A 16,749-nucleotide genomic window follows, 5' to 3' on the forward strand; every position below is an offset into this window, starting at 1 on the left:
GTCCTCAGGCCTCCCCGCGTACGACGATCTTGGACCAGACGGCGACCACCGGCTCGCCGTCCACCGTGCTCACATCGGTGCGGGTGGTCAGGAACCCGTGCCCGCCCCGGCTGGTGACCTCCTCGATCGTGCTCACGCACACCAGCTCGTCCCCCGCCACCACCGGCCGGGTGTACGCGAACCGCTGGTCGCCGTGCACCACACGGCTGTAGTCGACGCCGAGCGCCGGGTCCTCGACGATCTGCCGGCTCGCGGCCATCGTGACGACCACCGGAAACGTCGGCGGGGCCACCACGTCGGGGTGGCCGAGCGACCGGGCCGCCTCCGGGTCGTGATGGGCCGGATCGGTCGCGCCGATGGCGGTGGCGAACTCGCGGATCTTTTCTCGGCCCACCTGGTAGGGGGCGGTCGGCGGGTACGTCCGGCCGACGAAGGACGGGTCCAGGGACATGCCGCCGAACCTACACGCAAAACACGAACGCCGATCCGCCCGGTCGGGCGGCCCGGAGGCCACCCGTCAGGTGGATCGGCGTTCGAGAAAGCTGGTGCGGACCGGCAGCGCCGGTCGCGGTCAGCGGGTCTCGCGGTGGACGGTGTGCTTGCCGTCCCGGGGGCAGAACTTCTTCAGCTCGATGCGGTCCGGGTCGTTACGGCGGTTCTTGCGCGTGATGTAGTTGCGCTCCTTGCACTCCACACACGCCAAAGTGATCTTCGGCCGAACATCGGTCGCCTTCGCCACGGCGGAGTGCCTTCCTCGCTCAGGAACAACTACGGCGTGCCAGCCTACGCGCTGACGACGCGGACATGCAAAGTGGGCGCCCTGTGGCGCCCGTCCCACCGACCACCGGGGTGTACCCGGAGGACGAGAGTAGCGGTGGCCGGACTTGAACCGGCGACACAGCGATTATGAGCCGCTTGCTCTACCATCTGAGCTACACCGCCGTGGCGGGTCCAGCCGGACCCTCTGAGCCCCCTTACGGAATCGAACCGTAGACCTTCTCCTTACCATGGAGACGCTCTGCCGACTGAGCTAAGGGGGCCTGCCCGATCACCCCGGGGGTGTCGCGCAGGGGAAACAGTACACGACCGCGTCGCCGAGGTGAAATCGGATCCCCCAGGCAGGTGTCGCCCCTGCTCAGGGCACCACTCGCAGCCGCGGCAGCTCCCCCGCGACCACCGTCTCCGGGTCGACCTGGGCGCCGAACCACGCCTCCAGCCGCTCGTACGGCAGAGGACGGCTGAACAGGAAGCCCTGGCCGATCTCGCAGCCGATGTCCTGCAGGAGTTCCAGCATCAGCTCGCTCTCCACGCCCTCGGCCACCACCGCCAGGCCGAACTGCTGGGAGAGCGTCACCACCGCGTTCACGATCGCCAGATCACCCGGATCGGTCGCCATGCCCTGCACGAACGACCGGTCCACCTTCACCTCGTGCACCGGCAGCCGGCGCAGCTGGGCCAGGGACGAGTTGCCGGTGCCGAAGTCGTCCACCGAGAGGCGGACACCGAGGTCACGGAGGCTGCGCAGGGTCGAGATGGGACGTTCGGCGCCGTCCAGCACACCGGCCTCGGTGACCTCCAGGGTCAGCCGCTGCGGCGGCACGTCGTACTCGGCCAGCAGATCGCGTACCAGCGCCGGGAAGTGCTGGTCGGTGAGCGTACGCGCGGCGAGGTTGACCGCGACGGAGAGCGGCTGCTCGCCGTGGCTCCAGTCGCGGCTGCGCCGCAGGCTCTCCCTGAGCACGAACTCGGTGAGCCGGCCGAGCTGGCCGGTGTGCTCGGCCACCGCCACGAAGTCGTCCGGCACGACAGTGCCGTGCGCCGGGTGCTCCCACCGGGCCAGACACTCCACGCCTACCAGGCGGCGGTCCCGCAGCGTGACCTTGGGCTGGAAGTAGACCTCCAGTGCACCCTCGTCCAGAGCCCGCTGCAGGTCGCCGGCGAGCCCGAGCCGGCGCAGCGACCTCGACTCCAGCGCCGGGCTGTAGAGCTGCACGCTGCCCGGCACCGACTTGGCGGCGCTGGCCGCCAGGTCGACGCGCTGCAACAGCGCCACCGCGTCGCTGCCGTGGTCCGGGTGGACCGCCACGCCGACCACCGTGTCCACGTCCACGGTGAGCGCGTCGAAGACCATCTCGTCGCGGATCTGCTCCCGGAGCTGGGCCGCCAGCTCCAGGGCCGCCTCGGTGCTCTCCAACCGGAGCGTCACCAGGAACTCGTCACCACCGGCCCGGCCGACCAGCGCCGAGGACGGCGCACAGGCGCGCAGGCGCTCGGCCACCTCGACGAGCACCTTGTCCCCGGCGGCGTGGCCGAGCGACTCGTTGACCTGGCGGAGCCGGTCGACGTCGAAGAGGAGCAACGCGACCACCTCGCCCGGCGCGCCGATCTTCACCGCCTCGGCCACCGCGGCGGTCAGCCGCCGCCGGTTGGGCAGCTTGGTGAGCGTGTCGTGGTCGGCGTCGTGCCGCAGCCGGTCGACCAGGCGCGAGTTCTCCAGGGCGACAGCGGCGTGCGCCGCCACCGTCTCCAGGACCGCGACGTCGCGCGAGGTGAAGTGCGAGGGGTCGACCAGCCGGTTGGTCACCTCGAGCGTCCCGATCACCACCCGGCCCGAGCGCAACGGGACGATGATCGTGTCCTTGACGCCCTGCTCGGCCAGGCTCGCCCGGAACTCCGGATCGCTGCACACGCCACGGCCGACAGTGACCGGGCGGGCCTTCAGCATCGCCCGCTGGCGCAGCTCCACGCCGGTCGGGGCGGTGTCCAGCAGGCCAGGGTCGTCCACCCGCGCGGTGAGCAGGGTCTCCGGGTGCCGGCCCTGGGCGGGCAGCCACAACGTCGCGTACTCCGCCTGCATCAGCCCGCGGACACGGCCCAGCAGCGCGTCCGCGAGCGTGCCGTCCTGGCCGCTGGCCGAGATCGCCCGGCTCAGCTCGTACATGCCGCTGAGCGTGCGGTGCTGCTGGAAGAACTCGGTGTACGACCGGTAGACCGCCACCAGCCCCGCGGCCAGCGCGGCCAGCGGCACCAGGGACCACCAGGACTGCTCCAGCAGCATCAGCACGATCAGGCCGGCCGACACGTTGATGCCGTTGGTCAGCACGCCCGAACGCAGCGCGCGGAACGTCTCCCGGCCGGCGTGCCACCCGATGAGCAGCGTCTGGACCGCGGCGATCGAGGTGAGGCTCACCAGGATCACCATTGCCACCGCGAGGCAGAGGCCCAGCCAGGTGGCGGGGCCCACGCCTTCGGTCGGCGGCAGGATGGTCAGCACCAGGGCGCCGACCGACGTGCCCGCAGCGGCACGCGCGACGTTGAACCAGAGCTTCGGCGCCGACAACCGGTGACGCAGGTGCGTCACGAGCGAGGACAGCGTGTAGATCAGGACGACGGTGAGCGGCGGCAGGAAGTAGAAGGCGAGCACCAACGGCAGCTCGGTGAGCGTCATCCCGAGCGACTGCCTCCGGATGACCACCCCGACGACCGGCCCGCTGGCGACGATCATCAGCGCCAGGAGCAGCACCGCCGGAAGCCACCCGCCGATGGGTGGCTTCGCGATCAGTCCGGTGACTGTCGAACAAGCCACCGCCACCAGGGCGAGCGGTGCGGTGATTATCCAGGCGTCCTCGGAGGGTCTACGCCTCGGGTTGTCTCGCCCGCTCATCCCACTCCCTGTCCGGTGGGTACCACTCCCTGCCCGGCGGGCAGGGCCCACCAGCTTCCGTGGACGTCAGCCCGGGTCGGCGTTCAGACCCAGACGTAGTCGAGGAGCCGGAGGTCACCCAGGCCGGACTTCGCACTGATTACCGAAACGCCCAAGGCGGCGGAGACGAGGAGGAGCGAGCCAAACAGCCGGCCCAGCCTACGACCAGACATGATTGCTCCTGTCGGGAGAGTTACAACCATCGTGAAGGTTCCACGATCGTGCCACACCCCGCTCACGCGCAAAAGCTGCGCAAGCCCTTGTGCAGGGCCAGTGGCAGGGAAATCATCCGTTCGACAGGCGCGGCTCACCCTCCGGCCCAGCATACCGTCACGATCAGCCCCGCAGCCGCTACGGAAGGCGCGCACAACGACTTCGCGCGTAAACCACGCTTAGCGCCTGATTCACCCGTCAGCCAGTCGATACCCGGCCACGGCCACAGTAGATAGCGTCGGCGCTCCCCTCGGCCGTCCCCGGACAGCCTCCACCATCATCGATGGCTGAGGCAAGGTTTCACGCCAGGAGAACCGAGTGAATCATCAGCCGGCCGGGTGTCGGCGCCGGACGCCCACCCCGATCGCGGGCGGCGTTCACCTTCGACGCCTCGAAGACCTCTCGTCGACCAGCCGCCCACCATGGTCAGACACCCCGGCTGTCGCGCGACTGTGGCCACGGGTGGGCACGGTGCTGGCTATTGGGCCGGCGGCGACATGTCCGCTGGGCAGTCCTTGACGTGGTGCGAGTACTGGGCGCCGTTACGGTCAGACCAGGACACCTCGAAGCGGATGCAGGTGGTCACCGTGGCACCCTTGGAGAACACGCTGTCAGACGACGTACGGGTAAGCGCAACGTCCACCCAGCCGACCACCGGACCCGACTTGGCCATGCCGGACCTGCTCCAGGAGTCCAACACCTGTTCGTTTGACCGTGCCAGATGCCCGCGCAAGTAACGCACGGATCCATCGCCCAGTTCAGTGCGACTGATCGCGGCGACCTCGGCGTCGCGGGTATAGACCTCCGCGGCCCGCAGCGCCATGTCCTTGGCCTCCTGTCGACCTTGCTCGGTTGAGTCAGCGCAGCCAGCGAGGGCAAGTGCCACGGCAGCCAGCGCTAGACCTCGGCGACAGAGTCGGACGGCCGTTCTGGTCAGCGCCTTGCCATGCTCGGTGCTCAACGGCTCATCCTCCACAGCTTCCCGGTCAACCGAGTACATCCCCGATCAGTCGTCCTTCGGCATCGGCCACACGTCCCGGGAGTCGTTGAAGGCCCCTCCCGGCGACGGCTCGATCGTCAGAGACTTCAAAGCACGCGGCAAGGAGGCGACCCCACGCCTCACCAACCGCCAGAGCGACACCACCACGTACACCAGGGCGAAAGCCGCAACCGAGCCCAGCGCGACCAGCAGCACGAGGCCGAGCATTCCTGTCATCACTCGCACATCCTGCCCAGTCGAGCGCGCGGACGGGTGCCGTGGATCATCCGAGGGCGTCGCTGATCTTGTCGTTCATGGTGTCGTCGCCGCCGTCGATGCAGTTGGCGTAGACGCGGAGCAGGACGGCGACGCCGTGGCCCGGGCACCGGGCGGCCTCGGTCGGCGGGACGCTGGCATTCAGCCAGAGCGAGGCGGTCGCATGACGCTAATCCGGCCGGCGGCACGATCACGGCCAGGCAGTACGGAAGCCGAATCGGTCGGCCTCGTCGACGATCAGGGCTTCCGGCTTCCGGCTGCCGCGCCAGTCCAACCCGGGACTGGCTTGCCCCCGGTCTCTCTCCCACAGCCGGCGACACCTCACCGCGGACCCCTCAGCCGATCGCTACACGCACGGCCTCCGCCAGACTGGATCCAGGCCACCAACCCCAGCGGTCGCAGGCCCGGAAGAGCCCTCCGCGGGTCAGATCGACCTGCCCCCGACCAGTTGTCAACGGCTGGACTCAGCCGGACAGGCCGGACAAACGACAACAGCCCCCGATCAGCATTCCTGCTGGTCGGGGGCCGTATCTGCACCTGGTGGCGGGTAGAGGATTCGAACCTCTGAAGCTTTCGCGACGGATTTACAGTCCGCTCCCATTGGCCGCTCGGGCAACCCGCCAGGGCACACCACCGCGTCGCAACGCGGCGGCGGAAGCAAGGATAGCGGTTGCCCCCTGCCCTGCCGCAACCGGGTACCGTCAGGAGGTCCCACGCTGGTCAGCGGGGGACGGACCAGGACAGACCGCCGGACAGCAGGAGCATGAGCATGGCAGCGAACCCGTCGTTCGACATCGTGAGCAAGGTCGACCGGCAGGAGGTCGACAACGCCCTCCGGCAGTCGGAGAAGGAGCTCTCGACGCGGTTCGACTTCCGCGGCACCGGCGCGGAGATCACCTGGTCGGGCGAGGAGGCGATCAGCCTCCAGGCGGAGACCGAGGAGCGGGTACGCGCCGCGCTCGAGGTCTTCAAGGAGAAGCTCATCAAGCGGAACATCTCGCTGAAGTCGCTCGACGCCGGCGAGCCCCGCCCTTCGGGCAAGATCTTCAAGATCGACGCCAAGGTGGTGCAGGGCATCGACTCGGACAAGGCCAAGGCGATCAGCAAGAAGATCCGCGACGAGGGCCCGAAGGGCGTGCAGGCGCAGATCCAGGGTGACCAGCTCCGCGTCACGGGCAAGAAGAAGGACGACCTCCAGGCCGTCATCACGCTGCTCAAGGGCGAGGACTTCGGGCTGGCCCTCCAGTTCACCAACTACCGGTAGTACCGGGCCGCCGGCCGCCGCGCGGCGGCCGGCCTTCTGCCCTCAGGCAACTTCGTTGATCCGAGGGCCGGGCGTGGGGTCGGGTGGGATTCATGACCCCCGCGGTGCTCCTCCCCTACCGGCCGGTGCTCGGCCATCCCGTGCTGCGCCGGCTGCTGCCAGGCCTCGCCACTTCCGCGCTCGGGGACGGGCTAGCCCTGGTCGCGGTGACGTGGCTGGCACTGCAACTCGCCCCGGACGGGCAGCGCGGCACTTGGACGGCGTTCGCGGTGGCCGCGTACACGCTGCCGGGAGCGGCCGGCACGGTGCTGCTCGGCCGGTGGCTCGGTGGGCGGAGCGGCGCTCAGCTCGCCGGCTGGGACGCCGGCGTGCGGGCGGCGGCGCTCGGCGCGATTCCGGTCGCGCACCTCGCCGGGGTGCTGGACGCCGGTCTGTACGTCGCTCTGCTCGCGGTCTCCTCGCTGCTGCACCCGTGGGGGTCGGCCGGTCGCTTCACGCTCGTGGCGGAGCTTCTGCCGCAGCGGCACCACCTGGCCGCGAACGCGCTGCTCGGGGTGTTCGGTCAGGCGGCGACAATCGTCGGCCCGCCGCTGGCCGGGCTCCTCATCGCCGGGGTCGGACCGGTGTGGGTGATCGCGATCGACGCCGTCAGCTTCGCCGTGCTGGCCGTCAGCTACCGCCTCGTCGTCCCGGCCGCCCGCCGGGACGGCGCCGTCCGCCGGGAACAGGAAGACCGCCACGAACGGGAAGACCGCGACGAAGGCGAAGACGAGGACCGCCACAGAGACGAAGACGCCCACAGGAACGAGCCGGCGTCGGGGTTCCGGATCATCGCGCGGGACCGGTCGCTGCTCGGGCTCCTGTCGCTGTCCTTCGCGTTCTTCTTCCTCTTCGGCCCGTTCTACGTGGCCATGCCGGTGTACGTCACCGACGACCTGCACGCCTCCGCCGGGACGCTCGCGGCCTACTACACCGCGTTCGGCGTCGGCTCGCTGCTCGGCGGGCTGCTCACCGGGCACCTGCGAGGGTGGCCGCCGCGGACCACGCTCGCCGGCATCGTGGCGTTGTTCGGCACCGCGCTGCTGCCGCTCGGCCTGGGCGCACCGGTGGTGCTGTCACTGCCCGCGTTCGCGCTCGCCGGGCTGGTCTGGGCCCCCTACCAGCCGACCGCGACGGCGTTGTTCCAGCGTCGGGCCGGGGCCGCCGACCTGCCTCGCGTACTGGCGGCGAACGGGGCTCTCCTGGTGCTGTCGGTGCCGCTGGGCACCATGCTCGGCGGTCCGGCGACGGCGCTGCTCGGTGCACGGCCCACGCTGCTGGCGTGTGCGGTGGCGATCCTCGCGCTGGGCCTGCTGACGGCCGGGTTCACCGCACGGCACCGGCCGGGGAGGCGCCCCAAGGAGACCGGTCCCGGCCAGGACCGGGTGCGGCTGACGGCGAGGTCAGGCAGCAAGTGACTGCTCGGTGCGTACCGCTGTGGCCTCCGCCCGGGCGATCGGCCCGGCGGGCAGCGCGGCGACCGCGGCCCCGACGGCGACCGCCACCCCGGCGAAGATGAACGCCCAGGACACGCCGCCGGCGTGGTCGATGATCAGTCCGGCGATCGAGCCGCCGGCGGCGCTCGCCGCGACCGACATGGTCACCACCCAGGTGTACGCCTCGTTCAGCATGCCGGCCGGGGTGATCCGCCCGACCAGCGTGTTCTCCAGGGTGAGCGCGGGGGCGATGGCCGCGCCGCCGAGCACCAGCGCGACGCCGAGCGCGGCCGGGCCGGGCATCACCGCGAAGACGGCGAAGCTGGCCGCCACGGCGCCGAGCAGCCAGGCGAACTGGCGGGTCATGTTGGCGGCGGGCTTGCGTACGCCGAACCAGAAACCACCGATGGCGCTGCCGATGCCCCAGACGGCGAGCAGCACCCCGGCGAGGCTCTCCGGGTCGGCGGCGCCGGAGTTCCCGGCGAAGGCCGGGACGATGACGCCGGAGGCGCCGAACGCAATGCCGAGGCTGGCGACGCAGAGCAGCAGCGCGGGGAAGCCGCCGATCCGCAGCGGGCCGAGGCCCCGGGCGTGATGCTCGCGCGAGTGCGGGCGCCAGCCCCGCATGACCTGGCCGAACGCGACGGCGCCGGTGCCGATCAGGGTGACCACGGCGGCGCCGACGAGCGCGGCGGAGGCGTCGGCGAACAGCACGAAGCCGGCCACCAGCAGGGGGCCGATCACGAAGACGACCTCGAAGAGGGTGGTCTCGGCGGCGAGCGCGGTGTTGCGCAGGTGGGCCCGGCCGGTGGCGGGGGCGGTGAGGTCGTTCCAGGCGCCCCGGATCGCGGCGGTGAGCGGCGGGTACGTGGCGCCGGCCAGGCCCGCCCCCAGGTAGATCAGCGCGAGGTTGCCGGTGTCGGAGCGGGTGGCGACGAGCAGCCCGATCAGGGCGAGTGGGTGGGCGAGCGCGGTGGCCAGCAGCACCGGGGTGGGGCCGACCCGGTCGGCGATCCGGCCGGCGATCGGGCTGAGCGCGGCGCCGGAGAGCGCGTAGATGCCGCCGGCGACGGCGGCCAGGGAGTACCGGCCGGTGACCTGCTCGACGACGAGCAGCAGCGCCAGCGGGGTCATGCCGATCCCGAGCCGGCCGATGATGCCGAGGACCAGCAGCATCGGCGCGCCGGGGATCCGCCAGACGCCCTGGTACTGGCGCAGTGCGGCCACTGTCAGACCTCCATGGGAGTAATGAGCGGGAGACGTTTCGACCCTAACGGCGCGTGATGGCCGGGGGAAACGCATTGTGCCCGGACACACCACCGCGCCCGCGTCGTGGGACGCGGGCGCGGGCGCGGTGGTGTGTACTTGCGGGTCAGCGCTGGAACTGCACCGGCCCGGAGTTGCGGGCCATCTGCTCCAGGCGGGCCACCCGCTGCTCCATCGGCGGGTGGGTGGCGAACATCGCGGCGATGCCGCCGCCCCGCTTGAACGGGTTGTCGATCATCAGGTGCGCGGTGCTGGCGAGCTGGCCCTGCGGCGCCAGCGGGCGCGCCTGCGTACCCATGTGGATCTTGCGGAGGGCGCTGGCCAGTGCCAGCGGGTCGCGGCTCAGCTCGGCGCCGGACTGGTCGGCCTGGTACTCCCGGCTCCGGCTGATCGCGAGCTGGATCACCGTGGCGGCGATCGGGCCGAGGATCAGCGTGAGCAGCAGCACGGCCGGGTTCGGGCCGTCCTCGTCGTCGGACGAGCCCAGCGGGATGAACCAGGCGAGGTTCGCCAGCATCGTGATGATGCCGGCCAGGCCGGCCGCGACGCTGGAGATGAGGATGTCCCGGTTGTAGACGTGCGACAACTCGTGGCCGATCACGCCACGCAGCTCCCGGTAGTCCAGCACCTCCACGATGCCCTGGGTGACGCAGACCGCCGCGTTCTCCGGGTTGCGGCCGGTGGCGAACGCGTTGGGCTGCGAGGTCGGGCTCACGTAGAGGCGGGGCATCGGCTTGCCGGCGAGCGTCGAGAGCTCCCGCACCATCTGGTACAGCTCGGGGAACTGTGCCTCGGTGACCGGTTGCGCCTTCATCGAGCGCAGTGCGAGCTTGTCGGAGAAGAAGTAGGTGACGCCGTTCATCAGCAACGAGATGACGACGGCGATGACGAGACCGCCGCTACCGCCGAACCAGTAGCCGATCGCGAGGATCAGCGAGGTCAACAGGCCGAGCAGCGCTGCGGTCTTGAGACGGTTGTGATGCACGATCTCTCCTTCGGTGCACGGACCCTTGCGGGAGGCCCGCTGACCGGTTCAACACACCGGTACCCGTCAACCATCCGGCTCATGGCTGAAAGTTGGCTGGATGTTGCTGTGCACACGCTGAAGCGGTCGCCCACCAGGGCACGAACCGGTCAGCGCGCCGCCACGTCCAGCACCAGCTGCGGTGCGAAGCCGATCACCACCGCCGCCACGGTGGCCACGCCGAGCGCCAGCGCCACGGTCCGCGCGGGGCGGACCACCGCCGCGCCCGCAGGCGTCGCGTAGAGCGAGGCGGTGAGCCGCAGGTAGTACGCCAGGCCGATCACCGCGTTCAGCGCCACCACCAGCGCCAGCCAGCCCGCGTGCCCGGCCAGCAGCGCGCGTACCACTGTCACCTTGGCGAACAGCCCGGCCAGGCCCGGTGGCAGGCCGGCCAGCCCGATCAGGGCCAGCGCGAACGCGCCGCCCACCCACGGGTGCCGCCGCGCCGCGCCGCGCAGGTCGGCCAGCGTGCCGCCGTCACCGTCCGCCGGGCGCAACGCCACCACAGCGGCGAACGCCGCAAGCTCCAGCAGCACGAAGAAGATCGCGTACGCGACTGCTGCCGCGTACGCGGCCGCCCGCGCGTCGCCGGTGCGGCCCGCGGCCAGCGCCAGCGCGCCCAGCGGGGCCAGGATGTACCCCGCCTGGGCCACCGACGACCAGGCCAGCAACCGCACGGTACGCCGCTGGCGCAGCGCCACCAGGTTGCCGACGGTCATGGTCAGCACTGCCAGCGCCGCCAGCACCGGGCCGGTCATGTCGCCCGGCAGCGCGCGCTGCACCACCGCCAGCAGCGCCACCACGCCACCGAGCTTCGAGGCGGTCGACAGGTACGCGGCCACCGGCAGCGGCGCGCCGTCGTACGTGGCGGGGGCCCACGCGTGGAACGGCACCGCGGCGACCTTGAACGCCAGCCCGGCCACCACGAGCGCCACCGCGACGCCGGTCAGCGGCAGGTCGGTCAGGTCGTCGCGGGCGGCCAGGGTGGCGCCGAGCCGGTCCAGGTGCAGCGTGCCGGTGACCGCGTAGAGCAGCGCCGCGCCGAGCAGCGTCACAGTGGTGGCGACCACGCTCACCACGAAGAACGTCACCGCCGCCTCGGCGCCCGCGAGGCTGCCCCGGCGCAGGCCGACCAGCACGTACAGCGGGAGCGTCAGCGTCTCCAGCGCCACGATCAGCGTGATCAGGTCACCGGCGGCGCCGAGCACCACGCCACCGGTCATCGCGCAGGCGAGCAGGAAGCAGTACTCGCCGACCGGGGTGCGCCCGGCGCGCAGCAGCGGGCCGGACAGCGCCAGCACGCCGAGCGTGAGCAGGGCGATCACGGCCCCGACCAGTGCGGCCCGGCCGTTCCACACCCAGGAGCAGTCGTCGCCGACGCAGAACGTGCGCCGGGTGTCGCCCGCGCCGACGAGCGCCGCGCCCACGGCGGTGCCGGTCGCGCCGAGCGCCGCCACGGCGACGGTGACGGCGGGCCGCGCCACCAGCAGGTCGACCAGCAGCACCAGCACTGCGGTGCCGGCCGCCAGGTACGCGGGCAGCATCGCCACGTTGTCGACAGGCTGCACCAGGCTCATGGGACGACCCCCAGCAGCGCCTCCACCGGGCCGGAGGCGTAGGACAGGACCAGCGCCGGGGCCAGGCCGACCGCGAGCGCGAGCAACACCAGCGGCGCCCACGCGGTCAGTTCCGCGCCGGCCACGCCGGGTGCGAGACCGGCCACCGCCGGGCTGGGCCGCCCGTGCGAAACCCGGCGCAGCAGCCGCAGGAAGTAGGCGGCGGTCAGCGCCCCGCCCAGCGCGGCCAGCACGGCGAGCGTCAGCCAGAGCGGGCCGCCCCGCTGCACGGCGGCGACCACGGCGAACGCCTCGCCCCAGAACCCGGCCAGGCCGGGCAGCCCCAGCGAGGCGACGGCCGCGAAGCCGAGCAGCCCGGCCAGCCGGGGCGCGGTCTCCCGCAGCCCGGACAACTCGGCCAGCGAGCCGGTGTGCGCGCGGTCCTTGACCGCGCCGGCCAGGAAGAACAGCAGCGCGGTGATGACGCCGTGGGCGATGTTGCCGATCAGCGCGGCCTGGAGCCCGGTGGCGGTGAGCGTGGCGATCCCGAGCAACACGAAGCCCATGTGCCCGACGCTGGAGTACGCGATGAGCCGCTTCAGGTCGTCCTGCGCCAGGCAGACCAGGCCACCGATCAGAATCGCGGCGACGGCGAGCACGCCGAGCACCGGCGCGGCCCAGCGGGCGCCCTCCGGGGCCACCCCCACAGCGACCCGGATCATGCCGTACGTGCCCATCTTGAGCAGCACCCCGGCGAGGATCACGCTGCCGACAGTTGGTGCCTGGGTGTGCGCGTCGGGCAGCCACGAGTGCAGCGGCCAGAGCGGGCTCTTCACCGCGAACGCGAGCGCCAGCAGCGTGAACGCGGCGAGCTGGGTGCCCCGGGACAGCCCTGCGCCGCCGGTGAGCGCGACCAGGTCGGCGGTGCCCGCGGCGGCCACCACCACGTAGACGCCGACCAGCAGCAGCACCGAGCCGAACAGCGTGTAGAGCGCGAACTTGCGGGCCGCGCGCCGACGGTCCGCGCCGCCCCAGCCGGCGATGACCGCGTACATCGGCAGCAGGACGACCTCGAAGAACAGGAAGAACAACACCAGGTCGAGCGCGAGGAAGGTGCCGAGGATGCCCACCTCGACCACCAGCAGCAACGCCACCAGCGCCCGCCCGCTGCCGCCGCCGGGCGGCACCCGCCACAGCGTGTACGCGCAGCACAGCAGCGTGAGCAGCGCGGTCAGCACCACGAGCGGCCAGGAGATGCCGTCCACCCCGAGGTGGAAGCGCAGGTCGAGCCCGGGCACCCACTGCAGGTCGACCTGGTGCCAGGGCTGCACCGCCGGACGCGGCCCGTACCCGAACCAGCCGTGGTCGCCGCCGACCAGCGGCAGCGTCGCCAGCAGCGTCAGCGCGGCGGCGACGGTGCCGACCACCCGGCCGGCCCGGTCGCCCGGCACCACCGCTGTGGCCAGCGCGCCGAGCGCCGGGACCGCGACCACGGCGACCAGCAGGACCTGCCCGAACGTCATGAGGTCACTCCGATCAGCGCGACCGCGAGGCCGATCAGCAGCGCGCCTGCCAGCACCCCGGCCGCCGCGCGCGGCAGCGCCGCCCGGTGCAGCGCGGCCAGCCCGCCGCCCACCTCGACCGCCGCCCGGCCGCTGCCCTCGACCAGCCCGTCCACGCCCAGCTCGTCACCGGTACGCACGACCCGCGCCAACGCGCCGGTCGGGCGTATGACGAGGGTGTGCTGGACGTCGTCGAGCCGGAACGCCCGGGCGAAGACCGGCCGCAGCGGACCCAGGAAGCGGGCCGGGTCGGCGGCCGGGTCGCGGCGCCAGCCCGCCCAGGCGACGCCCGCGCCGACGAGCAGCAGCAGGAACGGCAGGATCAGGTTCGGCGCCAGGTGCACCAGCTCGACCGCCTCGCCGGTGTCGTCGCCCGGCACACGCAGGCGGTCGGCGAACCAGGGCGCGAATGCGGCCAGGCCGAGCAGCGCGGCCGGAACCGCGAGCAGCAGGACCGGCCAGCGCAGCAGGGCGGGCGGGTCGTGCGGGCGCAGCAGCGGCGTGCGGGTCGCGCCGAGGAAGGTGCGCAGCAGCAGCCGGGTCGCGTACCAGGCGGTCACCGCCACCCCGACCAGCCCGGCCAGCCAGACCAGCCAGCCCACCCAGGCCGCTGTCGGCCCGGCGCCGTCGAGCGCGGCCGCCTCCGCGGCGGCGAGCACGCCGTCCTTGCTCCAGAAACCCGAGAGCGGGGGTACGCCGGCGAGCGCGCCCAGGCCGACCACCATGCACCAGAACGTCACGGGCATGCCGGTACGCAGGCCGCCCATCCGGGACATCAGCGTGGTGCCGACGGCGTGGATCACCGCACCGGCGGCGAGGAACAGCAGCGCCTTGAACGCGGCGTGGGTGAGCAGGTGGAACAGCGCGGCAGCCGGTGCGCCCACAGCCAGCGCGCCGGTCATGTAGCCGATCTGGGAGACCGTGGACCAGGCGAGGACCCGCTTGATGTCGTCCTGGGCGGTGGCGGCGAACGCGCCGAGCAGTATCGTGATCGCGGCCATCACGCCGAGTACGGCGAGCGCGGCCGGGGCGCGTTCGAACAGCGGGAACAGCCGGGCCACCGCGTACACGCCGGCCGCGACCATGGTGGCCGCGTGGATCAGCGCGGAGACCGGCGTGGGACCGGCCATCGCGTCCGGCAGCCAGGTGTGCAGCGGGAACTGGGCGCTCTTGCCGGCCACCCCGGCGAGCAGCAGCAGGCAGGCGGCGGTGAGCGTGCCGGTGCCGTAGTCGTGCGCCAGCACGTCGGCGATCCGGAAGCTGCCCGCGCCCACGCCGAGCAGCGCGATGCCGAGCAGGAACCCGACGTCACCCACGCGGGTGACCAGGAACGCCTTCACCGCCGCGCCGGGCGCCTCGGGCAGCCGCCGGTCGTGGGCGATGAGCAGGTACGAGCAGATGCCCATCACCTCCCAGCCGACCAGCAGCATGATCAGGTCACCGGACACCACCACCGTGAGCATGGCGGCGGTGAAGAGGCTGAGCTGAGCCGCGTACGGCGGGTAGCGGTGGTCGACGTCCATATCGTCGTGCGGGCCCCGGCGCAGGTAGCCGATCGAGTAGACCTGCACGGCCAGCGCCACAGCGGCGACCGCCGTCGCGACGAGCACCGCCACGCCGTCCAGCCGCAGGCCCAGCGTGACCCGCAGCCCGCCCAGGTCGACCCAGGTGGTGGACGCCTCGACCGGGGCGTCCACACGGACCAGCAGCGCCAGCGCGGCCAGCAGCGACACGGCTGCCCCGGCCACGCCCAGCGCGACCGCCAGCCGCCGGGCCGAGGCCCGGTCCTGGTGCGGCGCCGGCGGCAGCAGCAGGCCGAGCAGGCCGGCGACGAGCGGCGCGGCCGGCAGCACCGCCGCGAGCCACAACGTCGGCGTGCTCACCGGACCGCTCCTTCCGCATCCGGCCGCTCGGCCGGGGTCACCGCGGGCGCCGGCTCGGCCAGCGGCACGTCGTCGACTGTGACGCTGGCACGCAGCCGGTAGAGCTGGAGCACGATGGCCAGTCCGACACCGATCTCGGCGGCGGCGAGCACGATCACGAACAGCGCGAACACCTGGCCGGAGTGCGGCAGCACGGCCTTGACGGTGGTGTCGGCGGTGACCAGCACCAGGTTCACCGCGTTCAGCATCAACTCCACCGCCATCAGCACCAGGACGGCGTTTCGGCGGCGCAGCACGCCGTACACGCCGAGGCCGAACAGCAGCGCGGCGGTGACGTACGGGATGACCGGCCTCACTGGCGCCCGCCCTCGTCGGCGGGCTGCGCGGCGTCGGCGGACCGGCTGCCGATGTCGGGGCGGGAGAGCACGATCGCGCCGACCAGCGCGGCCAGCAGCAGCACCGACAGCACCTCGAACGGCAGCACCCAGGAGCGGAACACCTGCTCGCCGATACGCTCGGCGGTGCCCGCGGCGGGCAGGTCCACCCGGGACCAGCGGAACGCGTCGATGAGCAGCACCGCCAGGCCGAGTCCGCTGCCGCCGCCGACCAGCGCGGCGGCCCAGCCGGGCCGGTCCAGGTCGTCCGACGGCCCGATCGGCGCGCGGGTCAGCATCACCGCGAACAACAGCAGCACCACCACCGCGCCGACGTAGATGAGCACCTGCACCCAGGCCACCAGCTCGGCGGTGAGCACCAGGTAGTCACCCGCCAGCGCGCCCAGGCAGACCACCAGCCACAACCCGGCCCGGACCAGGTGCCGGGTGGCGACCACCAGCGCGCCGGCGCCCACCGCCACCGCGCCCAGCGCGAGCAGCAGCACGTCCGCACCGGTCATGAGGCAGCGCCTCCGCCCGGATCGGTGGCGGCGTCGGGGCGTACCCGGGAAGGAGCCGGACGGGCCGACGGACCCGCCGCCTTCCGGGCGGCGGTGGTCTCCTCCTTGGAGGGGTCGCCGAGCGGGTCGTGGGCCGGCGGCGGCGGGACGGTGGCCATCCACTCGCCCAGGTGGTCCTTGTCGTGCAGCAGGTCCTTGATGTCGTACTCGGCGTACTCGAACTCCGGCGACCAGTAGAGCGCGTCGAACGGGCAGACCTCGATGCAGATGCCGCAGTACATGCAGAGCGAGAAGTCGATGTCGAACTTGTCGAGCACGTTGCGCTGGCGGGGACGGGCGGCGCCGGGCACCGCCACCTCCTCCTTGTGCGAGTCGATGTAGATGCACCAGTCCGGGCACTCGCGGGCGCAGAGCATGCAGACGGTGCAGTTCTCCTCCAGCAGCGCGATCACGCCACGGGAGCGGGGCGGCAGCTCGGGCGCCACATCCGGGTACTGCTGGGTGGTCGAGCGGCGGGTCATCGTCTTCAACGTGACCGCCAGGCCCTTGACCAGACCTCCGCCGGGCACTCCACCGTGCTCGCTCATGCCGCCCATCCTGCCCTGTGACCCCCGCGCGCGCGACCACCACCCGGCGCTTTGGCCCGGGCGTGC

General features: G+C 72.3%; 15 protein-coding genes and 3 tRNA genes. 2 read left to right on the forward strand and 16 right to left on the reverse strand.

Going from position 1 to position 16,749, the window contains the following annotated elements:
* Positions 1-4: 4 nt before the first annotated feature.
* From AMK25_RS14940 to AMK25_RS14975, 8 genes are all read right to left on the reverse strand, one after another.
* The gene (locus AMK25_RS14940) at positions 5-451 is read right to left on the reverse strand and encodes a MaoC family dehydratase N-terminal domain-containing protein (protein WP_073828964.1); all 447 of its coding nucleotides are present in this window, start codon (positions 449-451) and stop codon (positions 5-7) included.
* A 120-nt stretch (positions 452-571) separates the two neighbouring features.
* Positions 572-739, reverse strand: coding sequence for a 50S ribosomal protein L33 (gene rpmG / locus AMK25_RS14945; protein ID WP_013288652.1), 168 nt, complete (start codon positions 737-739; stop codon positions 572-574).
* Between the two features lie 130 nt (positions 740-869).
* Positions 870-942, reverse strand: a tRNA-Met gene (locus AMK25_RS14950).
* A gap of 25 nt (positions 943-967) precedes the next feature.
* Positions 968-1,040, reverse strand: a tRNA-Thr gene (locus tag AMK25_RS14955).
* A gap of 95 nt (positions 1,041-1,135) precedes the next feature.
* Complete coding sequence (locus AMK25_RS14960; protein ID WP_073828965.1) at positions 1,136-3,664, reverse strand: putative bifunctional diguanylate cyclase/phosphodiesterase; 2,529 nt, start codon at positions 3,662-3,664, stop codon at positions 1,136-1,138.
* A 730-nt stretch (positions 3,665-4,394) separates the two neighbouring features.
* Positions 4,395-4,877, reverse strand: coding sequence for a hypothetical protein (locus AMK25_RS14965; RefSeq protein ID WP_143194738.1), 483 nt, complete (start codon positions 4,875-4,877; stop codon positions 4,395-4,397).
* Between the two features lie 45 nt (positions 4,878-4,922).
* A complete protein-coding gene (locus tag AMK25_RS14970) occupies positions 4,923-5,132 on the reverse strand; it encodes a hypothetical protein (protein WP_143194739.1) in 210 nt (69 codons plus the stop codon).
* Positions 5,133-5,709: 577 nt separating this feature from the next.
* A tRNA-Tyr gene (locus AMK25_RS14975) sits at positions 5,710-5,793 on the reverse strand.
* A 147-nt stretch (positions 5,794-5,940) separates the two neighbouring features.
* On the opposite strand from AMK25_RS14975, the gene AMK25_RS14980 reads away from it, so the two are divergent.
* Both AMK25_RS14980 and AMK25_RS14985 read left to right on the forward strand, forming a co-directional pair.
* A complete protein-coding gene (locus tag AMK25_RS14980) occupies positions 5,941-6,435 on the forward strand; it encodes a YajQ family cyclic di-GMP-binding protein (RefSeq protein WP_073828968.1) in 495 nt (164 codons plus the stop codon).
* A gap of 92 nt (positions 6,436-6,527) precedes the next feature.
* A complete protein-coding gene (locus AMK25_RS14985; RefSeq protein ID WP_083664726.1) occupies positions 6,528-7,892 on the forward strand; it encodes an MFS transporter in 1,365 nt (454 codons plus the stop codon).
* Here AMK25_RS14985 and AMK25_RS14990 read toward each other — a convergent pair.
* From AMK25_RS14990 to AMK25_RS15025, 8 genes are all read right to left on the reverse strand, one after another.
* Positions 7,878-9,137 carry an MFS transporter gene (locus AMK25_RS14990; RefSeq protein WP_073828969.1) on the reverse strand — a complete coding sequence of 420 codons (1,260 nt, stop codon included), beginning with the start codon at positions 9,135-9,137 and terminating at the stop codon, positions 7,878-7,880. The genes AMK25_RS14985 and AMK25_RS14990 overlap by 15 nt on opposite strands.
* 145 nt (positions 9,138-9,282) lie before the next feature.
* The gene (gene htpX / locus AMK25_RS14995; RefSeq protein WP_073828970.1) at positions 9,283-10,161 is read right to left on the reverse strand and encodes a zinc metalloprotease HtpX; all 879 of its coding nucleotides are present in this window, start codon (positions 10,159-10,161) and stop codon (positions 9,283-9,285) included.
* 149 nt (positions 10,162-10,310) lie between these two features.
* On the reverse strand, positions 10,311-11,777 hold the full coding sequence (locus AMK25_RS15000) for an NADH-quinone oxidoreductase subunit N (protein WP_073828971.1): 1,467 nt from the start codon (positions 11,775-11,777) through the stop codon (positions 10,311-10,313).
* Positions 11,774-13,279: a complex I subunit 4 family protein gene (locus AMK25_RS15005; RefSeq protein ID WP_073828972.1), complete on the reverse strand. Its 1,506-nt coding sequence runs from the start codon at positions 13,277-13,279 to the stop codon at positions 11,774-11,776. The genes AMK25_RS15000 and AMK25_RS15005 overlap by 4 nt, the downstream gene beginning before the upstream one ends.
* Positions 13,276-15,201 (reverse strand): NADH-quinone oxidoreductase subunit 5 family protein, encoded by a 1,926-nt coding sequence (locus AMK25_RS15010; RefSeq protein WP_073828973.1) that lies wholly within the window; start codon positions 15,199-15,201, stop codon positions 13,276-13,278. Before AMK25_RS15010 ends, AMK25_RS15005 begins: the two co-directional genes overlap by 4 nt.
* Positions 15,198-15,557, reverse strand: a complete 360-nt coding sequence (gene nuoK, locus AMK25_RS15015; protein ID WP_073828974.1) for an NADH-quinone oxidoreductase subunit NuoK — start codon at positions 15,555-15,557, stop codon at positions 15,198-15,200. Before nuoK ends, AMK25_RS15010 begins: the two co-directional genes overlap by 4 nt.
* Entirely contained in the window at positions 15,554-16,096 is a 543-nt protein-coding gene (locus AMK25_RS15020; RefSeq protein ID WP_073828975.1) for an NADH-quinone oxidoreductase subunit J family protein, read from the reverse strand. Before AMK25_RS15020 ends, nuoK begins: the two co-directional genes overlap by 4 nt.
* Positions 16,093-16,683: a NuoI/complex I 23 kDa subunit family protein gene (locus tag AMK25_RS15025; RefSeq protein ID WP_241826364.1), complete on the reverse strand. Its 591-nt coding sequence runs from the start codon at positions 16,681-16,683 to the stop codon at positions 16,093-16,095. The genes AMK25_RS15020 and AMK25_RS15025 overlap by 4 nt, the downstream gene beginning before the upstream one ends.
* Positions 16,684-16,749: the final 66 nt, after the last annotated feature.

This window comes from Micromonospora sp. TSRI0369, assembly GCF_001905625.1.
In the GTDB taxonomy this organism is placed as follows: domain Bacteria; phylum Actinomycetota; class Actinomycetes; order Mycobacteriales; family Micromonosporaceae; genus Micromonospora; species Micromonospora echinospora_A.